Annotated in this window: 12 protein-coding genes; 2 read left to right on the top strand and 10 right to left on the bottom strand. The window is 43.3% G+C overall.

All coding sequences use genetic code 11. From position 1 onward, the window contains the following. Nucleotides 1-62 precede the first annotated feature (62 nt). The 10 genes from L0P88_RS18185 to L0P88_RS18140 form a co-directional block, all read right to left on the bottom strand. The gene (locus L0P88_RS18185; protein ID WP_247131330.1) at nt 63-212 is read right to left on the bottom strand and encodes a DUF5989 family protein; all 150 of its coding nucleotides are present in this window, start codon (nt 210-212) and stop codon (nt 63-65) included. A gap of 1 nt (nt 213) precedes the next feature. Further along, nucleotides 214-2,109 (bottom strand): hypothetical protein, encoded by a 1,896-nt coding sequence (locus L0P88_RS18180; protein WP_247131329.1) that lies wholly within the window; start codon nt 2,107-2,109, stop codon nt 214-216. Nucleotides 2,110-2,221: 112 nt separating this feature from the next. After that, entirely contained in the window at nt 2,222-3,061 is an 840-nt protein-coding gene (locus L0P88_RS18175) for an endonuclease/exonuclease/phosphatase family protein (protein ID WP_247131328.1), read from the bottom strand. Next, nucleotides 3,058-4,704 carry a sulfatase gene (locus tag L0P88_RS18170; protein ID WP_247131327.1) on the bottom strand — a complete coding sequence of 549 codons (1,647 nt, stop codon included), beginning with the start codon at nt 4,702-4,704 and terminating at the stop codon, nt 3,058-3,060. The genes L0P88_RS18175 and L0P88_RS18170 overlap by 4 nt, the downstream gene beginning before the upstream one ends. Further along, nucleotides 4,701-5,606, bottom strand: coding sequence for an alpha/beta hydrolase (locus L0P88_RS18165; protein WP_247131326.1), 906 nt, complete (start codon nt 5,604-5,606; stop codon nt 4,701-4,703). Before L0P88_RS18165 ends, L0P88_RS18170 begins: the two co-directional genes overlap by 4 nt. Before the next feature lie 6 nt (nt 5,607-5,612). Further along, nucleotides 5,613-7,886, bottom strand: coding sequence for a beta-glucosidase BglX (gene bglX, locus L0P88_RS18160; RefSeq protein ID WP_247131325.1), 2,274 nt, complete (start codon nt 7,884-7,886; stop codon nt 5,613-5,615). 107 nt (nt 7,887-7,993) lie between these two features. Continuing rightward, entirely contained in the window at nt 7,994-9,376 is a 1,383-nt protein-coding gene (locus L0P88_RS18155) for a glucoamylase family protein (protein ID WP_247131324.1), read from the bottom strand. An 18-nt stretch (nt 9,377-9,394) separates the two neighbouring features. Further along, nucleotides 9,395-10,819, bottom strand: coding sequence for a RagB/SusD family nutrient uptake outer membrane protein (locus tag L0P88_RS18150; protein ID WP_247131323.1), 1,425 nt, complete (start codon nt 10,817-10,819; stop codon nt 9,395-9,397). A gap of 29 nt (nt 10,820-10,848) precedes the next feature. Further along, nucleotides 10,849-13,992, bottom strand: coding sequence for a SusC/RagA family TonB-linked outer membrane protein (locus L0P88_RS18145; RefSeq protein WP_247131322.1), 3,144 nt, complete (start codon nt 13,990-13,992; stop codon nt 10,849-10,851). 232 nt (nt 13,993-14,224) lie between these two features. Then, nucleotides 14,225-16,981, bottom strand: coding sequence for a Two component regulator three Y domain-containing protein (locus tag L0P88_RS18140; RefSeq protein ID WP_247131321.1), 2,757 nt, complete (start codon nt 16,979-16,981; stop codon nt 14,225-14,227). Between the two features lie 290 nt (nt 16,982-17,271). On the opposite strand from L0P88_RS18140, the gene L0P88_RS18135 reads away from it, so the two are divergent. After that, a complete protein-coding gene (locus L0P88_RS18135; protein WP_247131320.1) occupies nt 17,272-19,095 on the top strand; it encodes a family 43 glycosylhydrolase in 1,824 nt (607 codons plus the stop codon). After that, on the top strand, nt 19,055-20,779 hold the full coding sequence (locus L0P88_RS18130) for a sulfatase (RefSeq protein ID WP_247131319.1): 1,725 nt from the start codon (nt 19,055-19,057) through the stop codon (nt 20,777-20,779). The genes L0P88_RS18135 and L0P88_RS18130 overlap by 41 nt, the downstream gene beginning before the upstream one ends. The last annotated feature ends 37 nt before the right edge of the window (nt 20,780-20,816 follow it).

Here is a 20,816-nt window from a genome sequence, read left to right as displayed (position 1 = left end):
TCGGCTACCCAATTCAAAAACGCCTTCAATTTTTACTTCATCCCAAATAGGCCCAATGGGTTTTAGAACAAAGAGTATATAAAGGGCGCTAGAGCAGAACTGGCCGTTACGACCACAATAATACTTATGAAAAGTAACACCAACAGTACCGGAATCAACCAATACCTTTTTCTGGTTCTTAGAAACAATCCAAACTCTTTTAAGGTTTCCATATCAATTAATGTTTTCCAACAACAGCAAAGCTTTGCCGTTGTCCGGATCTTTATCCAATATATTCTTTAGTACCTCAACTGCTTTTGTTCGCTTTCGAAGCAAAATATAACTTTCAGCCAAGGCAACACTATCCGTGGCCCCATCCTTAACAATACGTTTGACCGCTCCATAAATTCCACGCAATTGGTTATCGCCATTTGATTTTTCCATGGCGTATTCCAAATAAGGTAAAGAAGCTTTATAAGCCTCTGCTTCAACTAAAGTTACAGCAATTTTTTTACTGTTTTCCCTAGATGGGTCCAGCTCAAGGGCCTTCTTAAAATGATGGGCTGCTTTTTCCATTTTCTTAAGCCTAAGGGCTAAAAGGGCACTTTCAATTCGAAATCGCGCTTCATGGGGATATTCCAATGTAAGTCCCTCAGCAACCTTTAGGCCCATTTCAACTTTTCCTTCCCTTTGATAATGCCCATAAAGTGTTTGCATGGCTTCATCCCAACCGATCAAGTTCACGGCCCATTTACCTCCCAATCTTTCGGCAACACTTAAGGAATCCTTGCGTATTTCGGGCATAGGTTCGTAAAAAGGCCATCCTTCCTTCAACTGTAAAATCTCGTACATCCCAGCAGCTTCATCAACCTTGGTTATGGGCATTTGTTGTTTCAAAGCTGACCACGACAGTACAGGTCCGTGTGCTGTACCCAACAAGTCTGAATCCAGGATCACCTCGTAAAAAGAATGGGCCAAAAGGGAATACCCTTCCAAATTGGGATGTACATGTTCCCATAAAAAAGAGTTTCCAATAATCCCGTCATCCGATAAGGACTCAAATTTGGACTTGGTGTCCACCAAAAAAATATGGGAATATGTCCTTGAAAGTTCTTTTATTCCGTCATTTATTGCCTTTGGGGCCCTAAAACGGAGTTGATCGTATTCTTTGGCCAAAACAAAATTGTTCTTTGCCCCTACTAAATCTCCCTTTCCAAGTGCTTGATTCGCGAGATCAAAATAATGGTCCGCTGAAGTTTTAGGATTTTCATCAATGCCCACAAAGGGTTTTAACCCTTTTTCATTGCTTACCAATGTGGACACAAAAACTGGAATACCCCAATTTTGAGTGTGTTCGGCGATTTTTTCAAAGTTGTAATTAAATTGTTGTATGCCCTGTTGGTATTTTTTGGAACCATAGGGAATTTTACGGTCTGCTACCATTTTTTCCATCAGGGTAGTTCTTTTTTCCCTATCCGGACCCGAAATGTGTACTACTGCAGCTATACCTGACTCAACCAATTGAACCAGACGCAAACTTTTCATTTGCAATGCCATATTGACCCATCGTGGATTTCTTATCATCGAATTGGAAGCCCCTACACCCAATGCGCCATAATACTCGTTATGGCCTGCATAAATCAAGAGCGCATCGGGCTCGTAATCCACCAACTGTTTGGTAAAGTCCAAAAGGGTATAGGAATTGACCGCCGTTAATGAGAGGTTTATTATTTCAATTTTTTTATCCGGGAAAGTAGTGTTCAGGGCATATTGCAGCCATCTGTGGAAAGAACCGTTCTTTTTATAAGGATACCCAACTGCCGTAGAAGCTCCCAATACAAAAACACGAAACCTATCCGAGTCCTTGTTTTTTTGTAACCACTCCTGAAATCCTACTGTCGCATTTTCACCATCCCCAAAATACTTCTTTGCAATTTTGGGGTTCATTTGTACCAATAAAGTATCATTTTCCACGGGAATGAAAAGAGGATAATCGCTCCCATAACCCGATATTCGAAGTATCACTTCCATCAAAACAAAAAAGACGAAGACCAACAACAAAGTGGCAGCTTTAAACATGCGGGTTTTCCGCTTATCCATTACTGTGGTCCTATTTTTTTTCCTATTCATGTCAATTTATTCGTACTCCAATAAAGATTGCTGGGAATATATGGATATCGAAGTTTCATTCCATGATATTTCATTCATTGGTTTTGCGTACAATTGCATTGGTCCGTATCATCTATTTGAAGGTTAATTCAACATAAACCGGAAAATGGTCCGAAGGATAAAGCCCCTCCTTTGATTCGTTTACAATGCTACTTTTGAGGATTTTAAATCCTGAGGGATCAAAAAAGATGTAATCAATTCTTCTAGTAACGTCCTTTTGCATTTCAAACCCATTAAACGTACCTCTTGGTCCATGGGAATTTGTACCAGCTGCCTGGTGCGAATCTTCCAGTTTTCCTGAAATTAATTGAATCCCAGGGGTATCTGGTTCCAGATTAAAATCACCCATCAGGATTACTGGTAATCGGGAACGGTTTAGGTCCTTTATTTTGGACAGTATTAATCTGGAACTTTCCAATCGGGCCACTTCGCCGACATGGTCAAAATGGGTATTGAACACAAAAAATTGATTCCCATCACCCCTATTTTCAAAAAGGCCATACGTACAGATCCTTTTAATAGCAGCGTCCCACCCTTTGGAAGGTTTATTCGGGGTTTCCGATAACCAAAAAGTACCGTTATCCAATAATTTTAGTTTTCCCCCATTAAAAAATATAGCGGTGTATTCTCCAGCTTTCTTACCGTCATCCCGACCTACACCAAAGTGGGTGTATCCATCCAGATTATTTTTCAAATAATCCACTTGATGTTTTAAACCCTCTTGAATGCCGAAAACATCCGGACGATAGGTATTCAACTGCGATACCATAAAATCCTTTCTCTTATCCCAACCATTTACCCCATCCGAAGGATTATCATATCTAATGTTATAGGTCAGGACGTTAAGTTGTTGGCCAAAAGAAAGGGAGGTCAAGGCCATGGTCAGCACAATTATGATTTTCTTCTTTTTCATTGCATCGGTGTCCCCCTCAATTTTTTAAATGTTTCGAAGGCTTTCTCTACCTTTTCCTTTGGAGCTTGTCCAAATTCCTTTTCGGTGACCTTATACAGCCTTTGTACGGAATCCAGTCTGACCTTCATGGTCTTAATGATATCCTGATATGCGGCATCGTCCATTTTATTGTCCAATTCCTTAGGGTCTTCCCTAAGGTCGTAGAACTCCCAACTATCGATATCGTCATAGAAATGTATCAATTTATATCGTTTTGTGCGCACTCCGTAATGCTTTTTTACCATATGAAATGCGGGATAGTCATAATAGTGGTAATAAATGATGTCCCTAAAATCCTCCTCTTCCATAGTATTGGTCAACAAAGGGACCAAGGACGCTCCCTGCATCCCCGAGCTGTATTCCCCACCCCCCACAAAATCCAATAGGGTCTGGGCAAAATCCAGATTTTGAACCATGGCATCCACTTGTTTCCCTTTTTCAATGACACCGGGATACTGTATCAAAAGGGGTGTCCTGAACGATTCTTCGTACATAAAACGCTTGTCAAACCAACCTTTTTCCCCCAAATAAAAACCCTGATCGGACGTGTAAACAACAATGGTGTTTTCATCCAAACCGGATGCTTCCAAATAATCCAAAACCTTTCCAACACCTTCATCCACGGAGGCTACGGTAGCCAAATAGTCCTGAAGATAGCGTTGGCCTTTCCAGAGTGCCAATTCCTTTCCGCTAAGTTTTGCTTTATGAAAGGCCTCATTTTTAGGCTGATAGGCCGCATTCCATTGTGCGCGCTGTTGTTCGGTCATTCGTCCAAAATCGGACGGCCAGGGATTATTGGCCAGTTCCAAACTACCTGCAGCTCTGGTCAATTTTAAATCATGCCCTTCATACATGTCCTTATATATGGTTTGCTGTTGTTCCCCAGCCGCTTGCTGATGGTCGTGTTCCGCAAAATAGGTCTCCGGAATGGGAATGTCAATGCTATCATATTTATTGGCATGGCGGAGTGCCGGCATCCAATTTCTATGGGGGGCCTTATGTTGTACCATCAAAAGAAAGGGAGTACTGTCCCTTTTTTCCTTTAGCCAGGAAAGCGCCTTATCCGTAATTAAATCGTTCGTGTAACCCGCTACCCTAATGGAATCGCCATTGTCAATAAAATCAGGATTGTAGTAATTCCCTTGATCTTGTAAAATGTTCCAATAGTCAAACCCCTGAGGCCAGTCATGCAGGTGCCACTTACCCACAATGGCGGTTTGGTACCCCATCATTTTAAGGTACTTTGGCAAGGTGGGCTGGGAACCATCAAACCGTTCGCCATTTTGCCGAAACCCGTTAATATGACTGTGCTTACCAGTAAGTATTACCGCCCTGCTAGGGCCACAAATGGAATTTGTAACGTAGGCCCTATTGAACTTTGCCCCGTTCTGCGCAATACGATCAATATTGGGTGTAGGTGCAATTTTCCCAATTTCGTGACCATAGGCACTGATGGCTTGATAAGCATGGTCATCGGACATAATAAAAACAATGTTCGGGCTTTTCCCCTTCGGCCGCTTAACAGTTTCTTTCTCTTTGCAGGCCAAAAAACCCAACAAAACCAAAAATGGCAACAGTTTGATTTTTATGCCCGGCCCTTTCATTCCAAACGAATTTTTGATTGTGTAAAAACCCCGTCAAGGATTACCTCCTTAATAAATTCGGATACCTCATCTGTTCGTGCATAAGCCAGGTTGGCCCAATCATGATTTCCCTTTGGGTCATACATCAAGGTATAGGACATATCCAATTGCGTTAGTCTTTCAGCTATGGCCTGGGATCCCCCCAAAATCAAATACCCCTCCGATCTTGGATCACAATAATGGTGGGGTGCGGCCCCATAGGGCACCAATCCATCCATTTCCCCGTGGTACAACAAGGTAGGGACTGCAGTCTCTTGGGCAATGTAATCGATATGTAACACCGCTCCTGCAAAAGAAACAACCCCGGCAAATCTTTTTTTGGGGAAGGATATCCCCTTAAAATCGTGGTGATATTGCATAAAAACAGTATTCAAAACCGCCTCAGCGCCGGCACTACTCCCTACAAGGACCACCTTTTCCGAATCTATGCCCAGTTCATCCCCTCTTTCGTCCAAAAAGTTGATGGCCCGGGCCACATCCTGGGTAGCCTGCTTAAAGGTCTCCACCTTTTCAACGGAAGGGCAATCACACCCAAAGCCCTTTCCCTTTCGAACCAATCGATAACTTATTGAGGCCACTGCATACCCTTTATGCGCCATTTTCTTACAAAACTTACGCTCCAAGGGATTGTCCCTTTTACCAGATGCAAAACCACCTCCATGGACCAGCAACAGCAAAGGCCTTTTTTGAACGGTATCGTTCTTTGGGGAATAGAAATCCAATTGCAAGGTATCGGCATAGGTCAACGTTTTTATCCCAATAGTGGAAAACAACGAATCTTTGTAACGCTCCTGACCCTGCAACAGCGTATGGAACAATAAAATCATCAAAAAAACTGCCCTAACAAAATACTTTTCCACCATACCCACTTATTTTAGTATAAAGGAACTGGAGAGTTCCGCATTTGAATCCGTACCTACATAGATAACAAATTCCCCTGGTTCTGCTATGAATTCCAGGTTACCATTGTAAAACTTCAAATCATCCGAAGATACTGTTAACGTTACCTCTTTACGTTCCCCTTTTTTTAACATTACTTTCTTGAATCCTTTGAGTTGGCGTTTTGGTGGGGTTATGCTTCTTACCACATCACTCAAATAGAGCTGTACGACTTCCTCACCATCGTAATCCCCCGTATTCTCAACGGTCACAGTTGCGTTGACACTTTGATTGCCACTAATTTCCGTTTTGTCCAATCTTAAATTGGAGTATGCAAAAGTGGTATAGCTCAGTCCATATCCAAAGGGCAGTAGCGGCGTATTGGGAACATCAAGATAATTTGTTTTGAATTTCTCGTACTTTCCTTCCGGGTTTGGTCTTCCTGTATTTTTAACGCTATGATAGATAGGTATTTGACCCACATTTCTTGGCCAGGTGGCAGACAATTTTCCAGATGGGTTGTAATTGCCGAAAACCACATCCCCAATGGCATTTCCAGCTTCAACTCCGGGATGCCAAACCTGCAATATGGCAACAGGCATGTTGTACTCTTCGGGAATGCTAAGTGGCCGACCGCTCATCAATACCAAAGCAACGGGCTTACCCGTGGCCACCAAGGCTCGAATCAACTTCTTTTGACTTTTTGGAATGGAAATATCCGTACGACTGGCCGATTCACCGCTCATCTCGGTAGCTTCGCCCACAACGGCCACAACTACATCTGCGGAATTTGCCACATCCACCGCTTCCTTGATCATGGCCTCCGGTGAGCGTTTATCAATTACTACCCTGGGCCCAAAGACGTTAACTTTTTTTGCCAACGCTTTATCATCGGTGATATTGGCACCCTTTGCATAGGCAATGGTTGCCGTTGGGGCCACCTTTTTAAATCCTTCAATAACCGTTACTGCCAAATCTGGATTTCCAGTGGGTGCCCAGGTTCCCAACATATTATTACGGCTGTCCGCCAAAGGTCCCACCAACGCAATTTTGGCATTTTTCCTTAGGGGAAGAATAGCTTTGTGATTTTTAAGCAATACGAAGGAGCGCGCTGCGACTTCTCTGGCAAATTGTCGATTTTTTGGAGTGAGAATATCTTTTTTGGGTCTACTACTATCCAAATAATGATAAGGGTCATCAAAAAGTCCCAGCGTATATTTTGCCTCCAGGATCCTTGTACAGGCCCGATTTATTTCCTCTTCCGTCACCTTACCTTCCGCTATGGATTTTTTGAGTGTGGTCAAAAAACCCTCGCCTACCATATCCATATCCAGGCCGGCCTTTAAGGATAGTGCCGATACGTCCTGAAGATTTCCAAGGCCGTGGAACATCATTTCATTCAAAGAAGTATAATCGGAAACCACAAATCCATTAAATCCCCATCGATTACGCAACAAATCGGTCAATAGCCATCGGTTCCCGGTCGCCGGTATTCCATCAACATCATTAAAGGAAGTCATTACGGATGCCACGCCGGCGTCCACGGCCGCCTTGTACGGAGGCAAGTATTGGTTGAACATTTTGATTTTGCCCATATCCACTGTATGATAATCACGTCCTGCCTGTGAAGCGCCATACAAGGCAAAATGTTTTACACAGGAAAGCATAGTATTTGGGTGGGATAGGTCGGTTCCTTGATACCCTTGAACCATGGCCCTTGCGATGGCGGAACCCAGGTAAGGGTCCTCCCCTGCCCCTTCGGCAATACGACCCCATCTCGGGTCCCTGGCAATATCCACCATGGGGGAAAAATTCCAATTGATACCGTCGGCAGTTGCCTCAATTGCTGCAAGTCGGGCCGTTTTTTCTATCAACTCCATATCCCAACTACAAGAAAGTCCCAAGGGAATTGGAAAAGTGGTCTTGTATCCATGAATGACATCGGAACCAATTAACAACGGGATTTTTAACCGGGTATCTTTGACGGCAATTTTTTGGGCAATTCTCACTTTGTCCGGGCCGGACACCCCAAAAAGACCTCCAACCTGACCCGATTTTATCTTGTTCTCCACGTCTTTGCTAACAACCGCACCTGTTGCTACCCCTCCGCCAGGGGTGAGCAGGTTCAATTGCCCTATTTTTTCATCCAAAGTCATTTTGTCCAAAAGCTCTTGGACTTCGGGAATGGAACTCCTTTCCTGTGCACAAAGTTGAATGAAGGTGTAAAACAAAAAAACAATTAGACATTGTTTATGTAAAGTCATTTTCAAATATTTTGTGATAAAAGCCCTTTCAGGGTATTCCGCTTTTGGTTGGAGCATTGTCTTCCCGTTCATAAAAAAGAATTGCCGACTACTTGATCAAGTTAGTCCTATGGTTCATAGGAAAATCCTAATTTGGTCAGTCCGCGCTGGACATCCCCATTTTTCATAAACCATTTCCAGAGCAGCCCTGTCCTATAATTTTCAACCATAACGGGAATAGGGCCTTGATCAATTGCCAAATATCTGGGCAAATACCAATCGTGCTCAAAACTAAAGGCATCGTAAGGACCATATTTTCCAATAAGACTATCTTGTTCTTCATACATAAATCGTAAAAAGGCAAGACTCTCTTTAGGGGTATACGGCATTGATGCCAATGCTGCGGTAGGTGAAATAACCCCTAAGTCTTGATCAGGTCTATGCCCTGCATAGCCTTTCATGGAATAGCTTGAGGTCAAGCCCCAACACTTTCCCGAATAGCCTTCGTAATTGTTTGGATTCGCAACACAGTGTCTATAATGAATTTGTGCATGATGGGTATTGAGCTTCCAATAGTCCCCGTATTCATCCTTAAGTCCTTTGGGGGGTAGTCCCATATGGGAATAATGTGCCCAAAAAAGCGGTCCAACCGGTGATGTGTTGCCTGGATAATGGTCCAGTTCCGTATCCAGATCATAATATATAACGCCATTGGAAATATCCCCATTCCTTGCCCAACCCACATCATACGCCTTTTTTGAAATTGGATGTGTAGGCGAAGAAGCGGCCAATACATACATAATCAGGGTTTCATTGTAACCCCTTACAAAGAAGTCCATATCCCAACCAAAGTTTGGGGACCAATGCCAATAGAGACCATCCTGTCCATTTTGTGTATACCAATCCCATTCCACTTCTTCCCATAGCTGTTGGATATTGCGTGCAAGTTGTTTTTCACGCTCAGAACCCGCTTCAAAATATTCCTTTATGGTTAGCAAGCCTTGTACAAGGAAAGCCGTCTCCACCAAATCACCCCCATCATCTTTGGGACTAAAGGGTTGCGTTTTTCCTGTGGGACCATGAAGCCAATGGGGCCAGGCACCGTGAAAACGATCCGCTTTAGCGAGGTAGTCCACTACCCTTTCATAACGTTCAAGGGCCTCTTCACGGGAAATAAACCCACGTTCAATACCCACCAGAATGGCCATTAGACCAAAACCTGAGCCTCCGGTAGTTACCACATCCCGGTCATTGGAAGGATATATACCATCCATATGGATCCTTTCCCGAGCCATACCTGAAATGGGTTCCGCCCCTTCCCAGAAATAATTAAAGGTCTCTTTTTGGACCAAATCCATGAGTTCTTCATCGGATAGGGAAGTCACTGTGGTATCATCCAATGAAATTACCTCTTCTTTTTCCAAAGTTTTAGGGCCATTGCACCCTGCTACCAAAGATGCAATGACCACTACAAAAACTAAACTTAAACTAAACTCAAATACTACTCTCATGTTTCATTCAGTTGCTACCTACCATCCGGGGTTTTGTCGCATTTCCGGTGTTTGTATCAACTGATCATTTGGGATGGGATATAATTCATGTTTGCCCACTTCAAAAGGGAAACCAAGGGCATTCATTACCTCTGCCGCCCTACCTTGGCGCAACAGATCATACCACCTATCATGCTCCATAGCCAATTCCAATCTACGTTCTTTCCAAATGGCCAATCTAAGTTCATTCTGGTTGGTTGCGGTTACATCCGGCAGGCTAACCCTGCTACGTACTCGGTTCAATGGAACTAGGGCTTCACTGGATTGCCCCAGCTCGTTTAACGCTTCGGCCCGTATCAACAGAATCTCGGCAAATCGAAGTATACGGATATTTTTGTCCCCATCCCCTTGACCGGCATTTAGACTGGAGTAGGCCTTCTCGTTATACCGTGGATTTTCCACTCCCGGGTTGATTACCCTTCCATCAAATAATGTCTCTCCCCTAAAAATAATGGTAGCATCCCTGCGAATGGCATCATTTTCAGACTCAAAGGCATTCAGCAAATCCTCTGATGGTGTGTTGAAGCCCCAACCAAATCCATCCGGTCCCCGAGCGCCTTGTGTAGAGGAATACTGTTGTATTCCATGGGCTATGATTTCTCCACGTCCTTGCAATTCAAAAATGGATTCGATACCATTTTCAGTAGTCGCCCTCCATACGGTGGCATAATCCGGTTCCAGATCGTATTCCCCTGAATTCATTACGGTATTTGCCATATCCGCAGCATCTTGCCATCTTTCCTGGTACAAATATACTTTTGCCAAAAGTGCCTGTGCCGCCCCTCTGGTAGCCCTACCTAAATCCTGTGGGGGATATTCACTCTTTTCTGGAAGCGCAGCAATGGCTTCCATTAAATCCTGTTCTATGAACGCATATACTTCGGAAGTGGGTACGCGCTCTATAAGATCTACATCCTGCAGGGGCAAATCACCAAAAGTGCGCACCAGCCAAAAATAGTTTAAGGCCCTTAGGAATTTACATTCCCCGATCAACCGGGTGCGCAAACCTTCGTCAATGGGCTCAAAATTCTCGGTAAATTCTATGGCCAATGAGGCCCTACCTATAGCTTTGTACCATTGGGTCCACATGGCCCTAATGGAGACACTGGAAGGCGTATGGGTAAGCCCATCCAATTGATCCTTGTCCGCTCCAGTATCCGTTGGGGCGCTCCCTTTGTCCGCGTTGTCGGATATAATTTCAGTAATGCCCAAAAATGAAAAGGCGTAGGCAAAATCCGTATGTCTTCCATAAACTCCAGTAACAAACTGGATGGGTTGGAAATCCTCCCCGCTTTCTTCTGCGGTGGGATCCACTATTTCGACCTCCTCTACAAAATCATCGCAGCCTAAAAGGCAGGTGAAGATAACAAGGCCCAATACAATTGTTCTTATTTCTGTAATCATGATGTTTGTATTTTTAATCCGTGCTTTCATTAAATCTGTACGTTAAGTCCAAGAATAAAGGTTCGGGTTGTGGGATATGCGTTCAATTCAATTCCTGTTCCAAAACGTGGATTGCCAAAAGTTGGATTTCCTGCGGCATCCGTTCCACTTTGATTCAATTCCGGGGTAAAGCCCGAATAGTTGGTAAACATAAAGGGGTTTTGTGCCGTAAAATACAGTCTTGCCCTATCCAAGAAACCCATTTGATTAAAAGTATAGCCAATGGTGATATTGTTGATTCTGAAGAAATCCCCATCTTCCAACCAAAAAGAAGAGGCTAAGGCATCCCTATCAGCCCCAGGTGCAGTATTGGTAGATCCTTCCCCGGTCCAACGGCTGTTGAAGACTTCCTCAGAAATATTCACACTCTGTAATCGGGTATTGGCCAATCCATTATAAACCTTATTGCCTCCAACTCCGAATCCGTCCAAGCTAAAATCAAAATTTTTGTATTGGGCGCCTATAGTGATACCATAGTTAAAGGTGGGCAGGTAATTGTCGAAAAAACGTTTGTCCCTATCATCAATCACCCCATCATCATTTTGGTCCACATACCTCAGATGACCTGGACGAGCATTGCCTACGGAAGGATTGTTATCTATCTCTTCCTGGTTTTGCCAGACTCCATCGGCTTCCAACAACCACCACGCAAATATGGGTTGTCCTTCCTGCAGTCTCTTGGTAATCTGTCCATTATTCAAACTACCTCCAACTTCCCCATCAAATGCGGTCTCCACATTTTCCACCCTATTCCTGTTGGTTGAGAAATTGACCCCTACATTATAACTGAAGTCCGGACCTATTTGATCCCTCCAATTCACTAAAACTTCCACGCCAGAATTTGACACTTCGGCAGCTTGGGCATTAAAATCATCTTCTGCAACGGAGTTTAAAAGTGGCTGTACGTTTAGTATGGCGTTGGTATTGACACGGTCGTAGTAGGTAAGCGTACCGGACAGCTTACGATCCAGCATGGCAAAATCAAATCCGGCTTCCCACTCTTCGGTCACCTCCCACTGTAAAGGGAAAACAGGACTTCCAAATGATGCTCCAAAAATTAGATCCTGTGTTGGTCCAAATACGTAATTCTGGTTTCCAGAATCGGGATCGGTGCGGATTTGTTGGACATTAATGGGCACATTGGCATTCCCCAATTGACCCCAACCCCCAAAAATTTTGAGAAAATCAACAAGCTCGTTGTCCTTTAAAAAATCCTCTTCCGTTAAAGTCCAACCTACGCTAAAGGCTGGAAAGTTATCAAAGAAATTCTTCCCATCTATAAAGTCGCTCGTTCCATCCCTTCGGATTACCGCGCGTACAAAATATTTTTCAGCATAGTCGTATTCCGCCCTGGCAAAATAAGACTGCAGGTTGGTGGATTGGTTAAATTCCTGGGTTACGGTGTTGTCGAAGAAAGCAGAGGTCCTTAAGTTCAAATTGCGCAGTCTGGGCTCATCAAACACATCAAAGCCTTCTGCTTCCATAATTTCCCGTCCACCAAAGTTCTCACGGCTGAGGCCAACAGTGGCCGAAACATTATGTTGGTTAAAAGACTTGTCAAAAGTTAAAAAACCTTCCACATTCCAACGGAAAAATTCCTCGTCCCTTACAGTGAACCTATTATTGGCAAATTCTGTTGAAATAATACCATCACCATCCAAATCCGCCCGACCTTCTTCAAATTGTGCTTCGGTCCGTACTGGATCGTCATTCAACCACCGTTGTCGTATGGGATCAAACTCATTCCTTTTCACAAAACCTTGGGTAGCACCAAATCTTCCCGTAGCCTTTAAATTCTTCGTTATATCCACTTCAGCGGTTATTTGTCCCTGTAAAGTTGTTGTGTTTTGGTTCACATCATCAAAAAACAGCTGGCCAATTGGATTTCCAGCACTGTTCAACCTCCCAATGGATTCGCCATCGGCCGCTTCAAAACCTACAATACCGGTGGTTTGATTATAGAACGACTGTCCAAAGCGTCCGTTATCATAGCGGACCGGTACCAGTGGAGATTGTCGAAAAGCCGTATTAAAAGCTCCAAAGGATTTTGGATTTTCGTTGGTGTAGGTGATGTTTAAGTTTTGGATAATTCTAAACTTGTCATCAAACAAGTGGAAGGTATTGTTACTCCGTATATTTCCCCTGGAAAATGTATTGCCCTCAAGAATCCCTTCCTCATCGTAAAAATTATAGCTTAAGAAATAATTGACTTTATCCGAAGCTCCCGAAACGGAGAAATTATGACTCTGTATGGATCCCGTCTGCAATAATTCATCATACCAATCCGTATCGTAGCGTTGGTTTAATTGCAATTGTGGTCCTCCAATGGCGGCATTCTCCTCGTTAAAGAATTGGGTATATTGGGCACCATTGGCCATCTCCACTCGATTCAAAACAGATCGTATTCCAAAGAAGGAATCAAAATTAAACTGAATTTTACCCTTTTTACCCTTTTTGGTAGTCACAAGAATGACCCCATTTGCAGCGCGTATACCATAAATGTTGGCATAAGAGGCGCCCTTTAGAAACTCAATGGATTCAATATCCGCTGGATTTATGCTTCTAATATCCTGCAAAGGCTGGCCGTCCACCACAAAGAAAGGTTCCCTTCCACCCAATGCAGTGCCCAAACCCCTTACCACCACAGTTGGTGTAGCACCAGGTGCATCACTGGCGATAATGTTTACCCCAGCTACCTTACCCTGGATGGATTGCGTAGCCGTCAGTGCCGGTATTTTGACAATTTCCTCAGCCTTAACGGATACCACGGCACCGGTAATGTCCGATCGTTTTTGCTCACCATAACCTACAATCACCACCTCATCCAATCGTTGAGTGTCTTCTTGAAGGGATACATTGATGGTATTTTGATTGTTGACCTCACTTTCCACGGTAGTAAAACCAATGTAACTAAATACCAATGTACCATCACTGGGAACGTTGTCCAGTACATAGTTACCATCAAAATCTGTTTGTGTACCGATTGAAGTACCTTTCACCAGCACTGTTGCCCCAGGCAAAGGCTGTCCATTAGCTTCCGACACCACTCCAGAAACTGTAATTGCATTCTGGGCAAAAACGACCACATGGGTCGCTAAAAGGAAGATTACTAAAAATACATTCTTTTTTTTCATAATCATTTAACAAAGTAGTTAGTTGATTGCTAATTTAATAAGGCACTACTCCGAAATCGTTGTAGTGACCTACATAAAAAATACATCATCCTTTTTTCCAATCCCCAATCCTAGTTAGTAAGGGCTTTGCAGTAGTTGAACGGAAAATGGATTTATAAAAAATTAACTTAATGAAGTACTGTTGATGTACTTTGAAATGGCAATTATTGAAGTTGAATGTATTGGATTTCGGCTACGAGAAGGTAATTAGGAAATTTGATAGGTTTTTGGTGCTTTCCAATTCCAGTTTTTTTCGCAATCTGTACCTATGTATTTCAACGCCCCTTATGGTTATTCCCATTAAGGGAGCTATTTCTTTGGTGGATAGATTCATTTTAAGATAGGCACAGAGTTTAAGATCCTTAGGGGTAAGCTCCGGATATTCCATCAAAAGACGTTCAAAAAAATCTTCGTGCAATTCCTTAAAACTGACTTCGAACCTTTTCCAATCCTCAGTGTCCTTTACCGAGTTGTTCAGTTTTCTGATAAAAGAACGGAAACGTTGGGAATTGGGAAAATTGTCCTTGTTGAGCACCAACATGTTCTTCAATTCCAAAATCATTTCATTCTTCCTGGCAATGTTCAATGCCGTACTGGCCAGTTCATTTTGTTTGAGTTTCACTTTCTTCGCCAACTCTTCCCTTTCCAATTGAGCGATTCTTCTGTCCTGTTCCTTCTGCATCTGCTCTTCAAGTTCCTTTTGCTTCCTTTTGAGCTTTGCCTGGTTGTATCTTCTAACCAAAATGACGCAAATCAACACCAATACTAAATAAAGGGTAACGCTCAAATTGGACAAAAACCAGGGAGGGGCAATCTTAAACTCAAAAGAATTTGCCTCGGATGCCCTGTTGTCAATGCCAACTGTTGACACTTCAAATACGTAATCGCCATAAGCAAGGTTTTGAAACGACACCACACCTTCCTCAACATATCCGCTATGGTTTTCAGGACCGGATAATGCGTAATGGTAACGGGGTTGAATGGACTTTGGTGTTGCAAACCCAACGGTTAAAATTCTCGATTTCTTAAATGAAAAAGGCAGGGGTTCCAAATCCGGAACATACGAGCGCTCTTTATCCTTGATAAAAGTCAATTCTGGGACGGGCAATTGATAGTTGTTCAATCGCTGTTTTAATTGTGCCACATTGACCTTTGCAAAACCATCACTAAGTGTTATATAGGAAATGCTATCATTTATTCTTACCATCCTTTGGGCTTCGGGCACCAACCGTCTGCGTAAGGCCAGGTCGCCAATGACCAAACTATCCGTCTTTAAATCCGTTCTGACCAAATCCTTGTTCCCTTCCCCATCCACAAACCAAAAATAATCCCCTTCAAAACTCAATAACTCCTGATCCTTAAATCGCCCAAACTCCACAAAAGGAACAATTTCCTCAAGAATTGTATCGTATTTGTACCAACTTCCTTGACTACAAAACACAATTTGGTTTTTGATTTTGTAAATCTTTACATTGTAATTGTTTGGAACGCTATCGCCGTTAAATTCATCGATTTTGGAGACGCTGGAATAATCCTCATTCAGATGGATCCGATAAAAACCTTTGTAGGGATGGGCCACCCAAAGTACGTGAGGGCTTTCAAAACACAATTGTTTTACAGGAAAACCAATTCCAGTAACCTCGGTTACCTCCCATTGTCCATCAAATCCTTTGTGATAGGTTAAAAGTCCAGTATAAATTCCTTGCATATACCTATCCTTTTGCTCAGGGATTCTTATAATTTCATACCCCCCGGCAAAATTGGACATACGCTTAAAAGTGTTTTCCTTAACCTTGAACGTCCCTGTATTGTGACCACATACCAAATCATTATCAATGATTTCCAAGTCCCAAACGTGACCTTGTGAACCATTTACGAATTTTAGGCGATCCGATTCAAAATAGAAGACCCCCGTGTTACTTCCCAAATAGACTTTCCCCTCGTATAGGGCCATATCATACACCATGCCCAATGCACCCGAGTAATCCGTGTAGTAGGTGATTGAATTATCAAGCCTTAGTCGTGCAACACCGTTATCAAGACCTAACCAAAGCTGATCTTCATATTGCAGCATGGAAAGGACGGTATTGTTTTGCAATCCCGTTTTTCTATTTACAATCTGTGAAGTTCCGGTTTGGGAATCATTTAAGTAAACACCATTCTTTATGGTTCCAAAGGCGAGCTTTCCATTTGTCAAGCTTACTATTTTATTTAGTTGATGGGATTTAAGTTCAGCATTTAGGGTATTTTGCCAAGGTTCAATGTTATTGCCATCAAAAACAAAACAGCCATCCAATTTGGATCCTATCAACAGTTTCCTGTCAACGACCACCATGTCCGTTAACGTTTTACCTTTTAATGGTTTTTGATGGTCAAGGGGTTTCAAAACTTCATTTACCAGTTCATAAAGACCGGCCCTTCCTGCCGCCACAAGAAGTTTTCCTTCATATTCAATGAAATCTGAGATGACCTGGGGAGGGTCAATAACCCTTATTTGGTTCTTTTCATAGATATATATGGAAGAAAAAGAACGAAAAACAATCATTCCCTTTATAGGGAGTATTTCCCAAAACTCTTCACTGGTAAATGTGTGATCTTGTATTAGATGGGTGAGGGAATGATACTCAAAAAGACCATCCCCATTTTTTTTCCAATACCCAAACTCTTCATAGGAACCGGTATATATACGGTCACCATGTGAAAGAATGGAACGAATGATGGTGTTATTGGGCAACTTGTACAAATTCCATTCCTCACCATCAAAGTGAAGCATCCCTTTATTGTTGGCCACAAACAATTCCCCCTGTTCATTTGTAGTCAAATCCCAATTCTCTCCTGCCCCTTTATAATCCAACAATGAATAGTTGTAGACCGGAGGCAGAAGGTTTTGTGCCGAAACCATTACCTGGAACAGAACAAATAGGAACGTTATTTTTTTGGGCAGGGTCATCCTTACTAAGGCTCTTTAAGTTTTGAACACTTTATGTTAACCTTAATTCAATATACAAAGCTAGGGATTGAAAAACTGAAAAGATAACCCATATCTACCTAGACCAATGCAATTTATACATCATTACTACATCAGATTTGTATGCAATGACAAACCTCCCGTAAAAATCCGGGTTCAGCCCTTTTCTTTTCAACCCTTTTGGCATGAAGTAGTTGAAATGTAGTGGAACTGCTTTTTAAGTAATTCATATTCTCTATCTTGAAACTGGCCCTAACCTAAATATCCTTGCTTTGATAAAAAATCCTTTTGCCGTTTCCCAGGTGTTTTTCATGGTGTTCTTAACAACTTTTGGCGTGTTTTCCCAAAATGGGGATTCCACAAAAAAGTATCGTACGTATTGCAATCCCTTGGATATTGATTACTCGTACATGTCACATTATCGCGCCAGGAACAATGTATCCTATCGCTCCGGTGCCGATCCGGCAGTAGTAAATTTTAAGGGCAAATTCTATATGTTCGTAACGCGATCACATGGGTATTGGAGCTCGGAGGATATGGGTAACTGGACTTTTATAAGACCACAGAGCTGGTATTTCAATGGCTGTAACGCCCCGGCCGCTGCGGTAAAGGATGATAAAATTATACTTCTGGGAGATCCTTCGGGACGCGGCGCGGTAATTGAAACCAACAACCCCGAATTGGGGGATTGGAAGACCAATTTTGCGGTAATCAATGTACCCGGTGGTGTGCAGGACCCCAATCTTTTTGTTGATGATGATGGTAAGGTTTACCTGTACGAAGAATCTTCCAACAAATGGCCCATAAGGGGTGTGGAATTGGATTCCGATAACTTTTACATTCCCAAAGGTGGGCAAACCGATCTTTTTAACCTTCAACCGGAAAAGCATGGATGGGAACGCTTTGGACAGGACCATCGTTCGGATTTAAAACCTTTTATAGAAGGTCCATGGATGATGAAGCACAACAATATCTATTATTTGGAATACGGGGCCCCGGGCACCCAATGGAACGTATGTGCAGATGGTGTTTACACCAGTAAAAATCCACTTGGGCCCTTTGAATACGCTCCCTACAATCCTATTTCCTATAAACCGGGGGGCTTCCTAAAAGGCTCTGGCCATGGGAGTACGGTAAAAGATAATAATGGAAATTACTGGCATTTTGCCACTATGGCCATTTCGGTAAATTATAAGTTCGAACGTAGACTGGGAATGTACCCAGCAGGTTTTGAACCCGATAACGGTCAAATGTATGTAAACACGGCCTACGGTGATTATCCGCATTACTTACCGGAAACAACGGTGGAGAACCATAAAAACCGTTTTACGGGGTGGATGTTGCTTTCCTATGAAAAGCCCGTTAGGACCAATTCCCCCCTGGTAGAAGGTTCCCCAAACGTGGTGGACGAAAGTAACCAAGGCTATATGCAAGAACAGATTACGGATTTTGGAATCAACCGGATCAATGACGAGGAAATCCGTTCGTACTGGGTTTCCCAGGCAAACAACGATTCCATTTATGTGGAAATCGATTTGGAAAAAATAAGTGAGGTCAGGGCAATCCAAATCAATTTCCAAGACTATAAGAGTACTGTTTTTGGTCGGCCCGATACCTTAAGACAGCAGTTCCGAATCAAAGCTTCCTTGGATGGAAAAAATTGGAAGGTCATTGCGGACCATTCCAAAAACGAACGGGATATGCCCCACGCCTACATTGAATTGAAACGTCCGGAAACCGCAAGATACATCCGGTACGAACATATGTATTGCACGAATGAGTATCTTGCTATATCGGAATTAAGGGTTTTTGGCAAGGGAGGTGGCAAAGTACCGCGAAGTCCTAAAAATTTTGAGGTTACCCGGCAAGAAGATCGAAGAAACGCGAATGTCACTTGGGATGCCGTGAAGAACGCTACCGGCTATGTCATTTACTGGGGAATCCACCCTGAAAAACTAAATCTTTCGGCCCAAATATATAAGCAGCCCAATTATGAGTTACGTGCACTTACTACAGAACAGGGATATTACTTTCAGATTGAAGCTTTTAATGAAAATGGGATATCAAAACGAAGTAAAATCCGTTCTACCGAATAACATCTCTAAATTAGGGATGGCCCTGTTGTATTTTTTGTTCTCCTTTCATGGGGAAGCACAGCAAAATTCCACCGCACCGATCGATTATTCAAGTTTGAAGCTTCCGGAACGGCCCAACATTGTTTGGATCGTTGCAGAAGATTTAAGTCCCTATCTGCCCATGTATGGAGACACTACCGTGGCGACTCCAAACCTTGGTAGGTTGGCAAAAGAAGGGGGCAAATATACCAATGTATATAGCCCGGCAGGGGTCTGTGCTCCCAGTCGTGCCGCTATTGCCACGGGCATGTACCCTACACGCATAGGGGCCATGCATATGCGTACAGGACCATGGTTCAGTTTCAAGGTCAAAGATGGGGCATTGCGAGACCACCAACAAAAATACAGTCCGGTGTATGAGGCCAAACCACCTGCAGGTGTACACATGCATAGCGATTACCTTAGGCGTGCAGGTTATTATTGTACCAACAATCGCAAAGAGGACTATCAATTTAGGTGTGAGTTGACCGCATGGGATGAAAGCAGTGACAAAGCCCATTGGAAAAACCGTCCCAAAGACCAGCCCTTCTTCGCCATCTTCAACCTAATGGTGACCCATGAGTCCAAAATCTGGACCAAAGCCAAGGACTCCCTTTGGGTGGACAATGGCCTGGACGTTCCCATGGAACCGTATTGGCCAAAAACGCCTCTTGCCAAAAAAGACGTTCGCAGAATGTATTCCAACATCAAGGAAATGGACCATCAAGTAGGTGTACTCTTAAAAGAACTGGAGGATGAAGGTCTTCTGGAAAAAACCATTGTTTTCTGGTATACCGATCATGGCGGGCCGCTTCCGAGGTCAAAACGTACTATCTATGATTCGGGAATAAAGGTCCCTATGTTAATTCGATTTCCAAACGGGCAATTCGCAGGCCAGAGTGACCATCAACTCATAAGTTTCGTGGATTTTAAGCCCACACTACTGTCATTGGTCGGCCTTCCCAAGCCGGAATACACCGATGGTATGGCTTGGATGGGATCACATCGGAATACCGAACCCAGAACGTACATTTATGCTGCGGCGGACCGTTTTGACCGCCAACATGATCGAATAAGGGCGGTTAGGGACACACGGTACAAATACGTCCGAAACCTGCTGCCCGATCGGCCCTATTACCTTCCCATAAAATTCAGGGAAAACATGGACATCATGCAGGAACTATTGCGATTGCACCAAAAGGATAGTCTGAATGTACAGCAACGGCAATGGTTCAGACCGGAAAAGGACCGCGAAGAGCTGTTTGATACGTGGAGCGACCCCGATGAACTTCAAAATTTAATCAATGACGCTTCCCATACCGATAAACTTCAAGAACTTCGGGGCGCACTTGACGGATGGATACAGGACACCAAAGATCAAGGTCTGGTACCTGAAACGGACTATCTGGAAAAAGTAGGGGATTACTGGGACCAACCCCAAACTGCCGCTCCCGGTTTTATCAAAAAGGGCAACCTGTTCCAGCTTGAATCCCCAACACCCGGTGCAGCCATTGGTTATCAATGGCTCTCCCCAAATGAGGAACCAAAGGATTCCTGGGACATATACACTTCGCCCCTTGAAAGTAAGGATAACAAGATACTTGTGGCCCGCGCCCACCGCATTGGATACAAACCCAGCGATTTGGTAGAGTTTGACACTAATTAAAACGACCGCTTTTAGTTTTATTTGGGACCACTACCCC

This window comes from Muricauda sp. SCSIO 64092 (assembly GCF_023016285.1).
Lineage (GTDB): Bacteria > Bacteroidota > Bacteroidia > Flavobacteriales > Flavobacteriaceae > Croceivirga.
The sequence above is the reverse complement of the archived record's forward strand: the minus strand, read 5'-3'. Positions and strand labels throughout refer to the sequence as shown.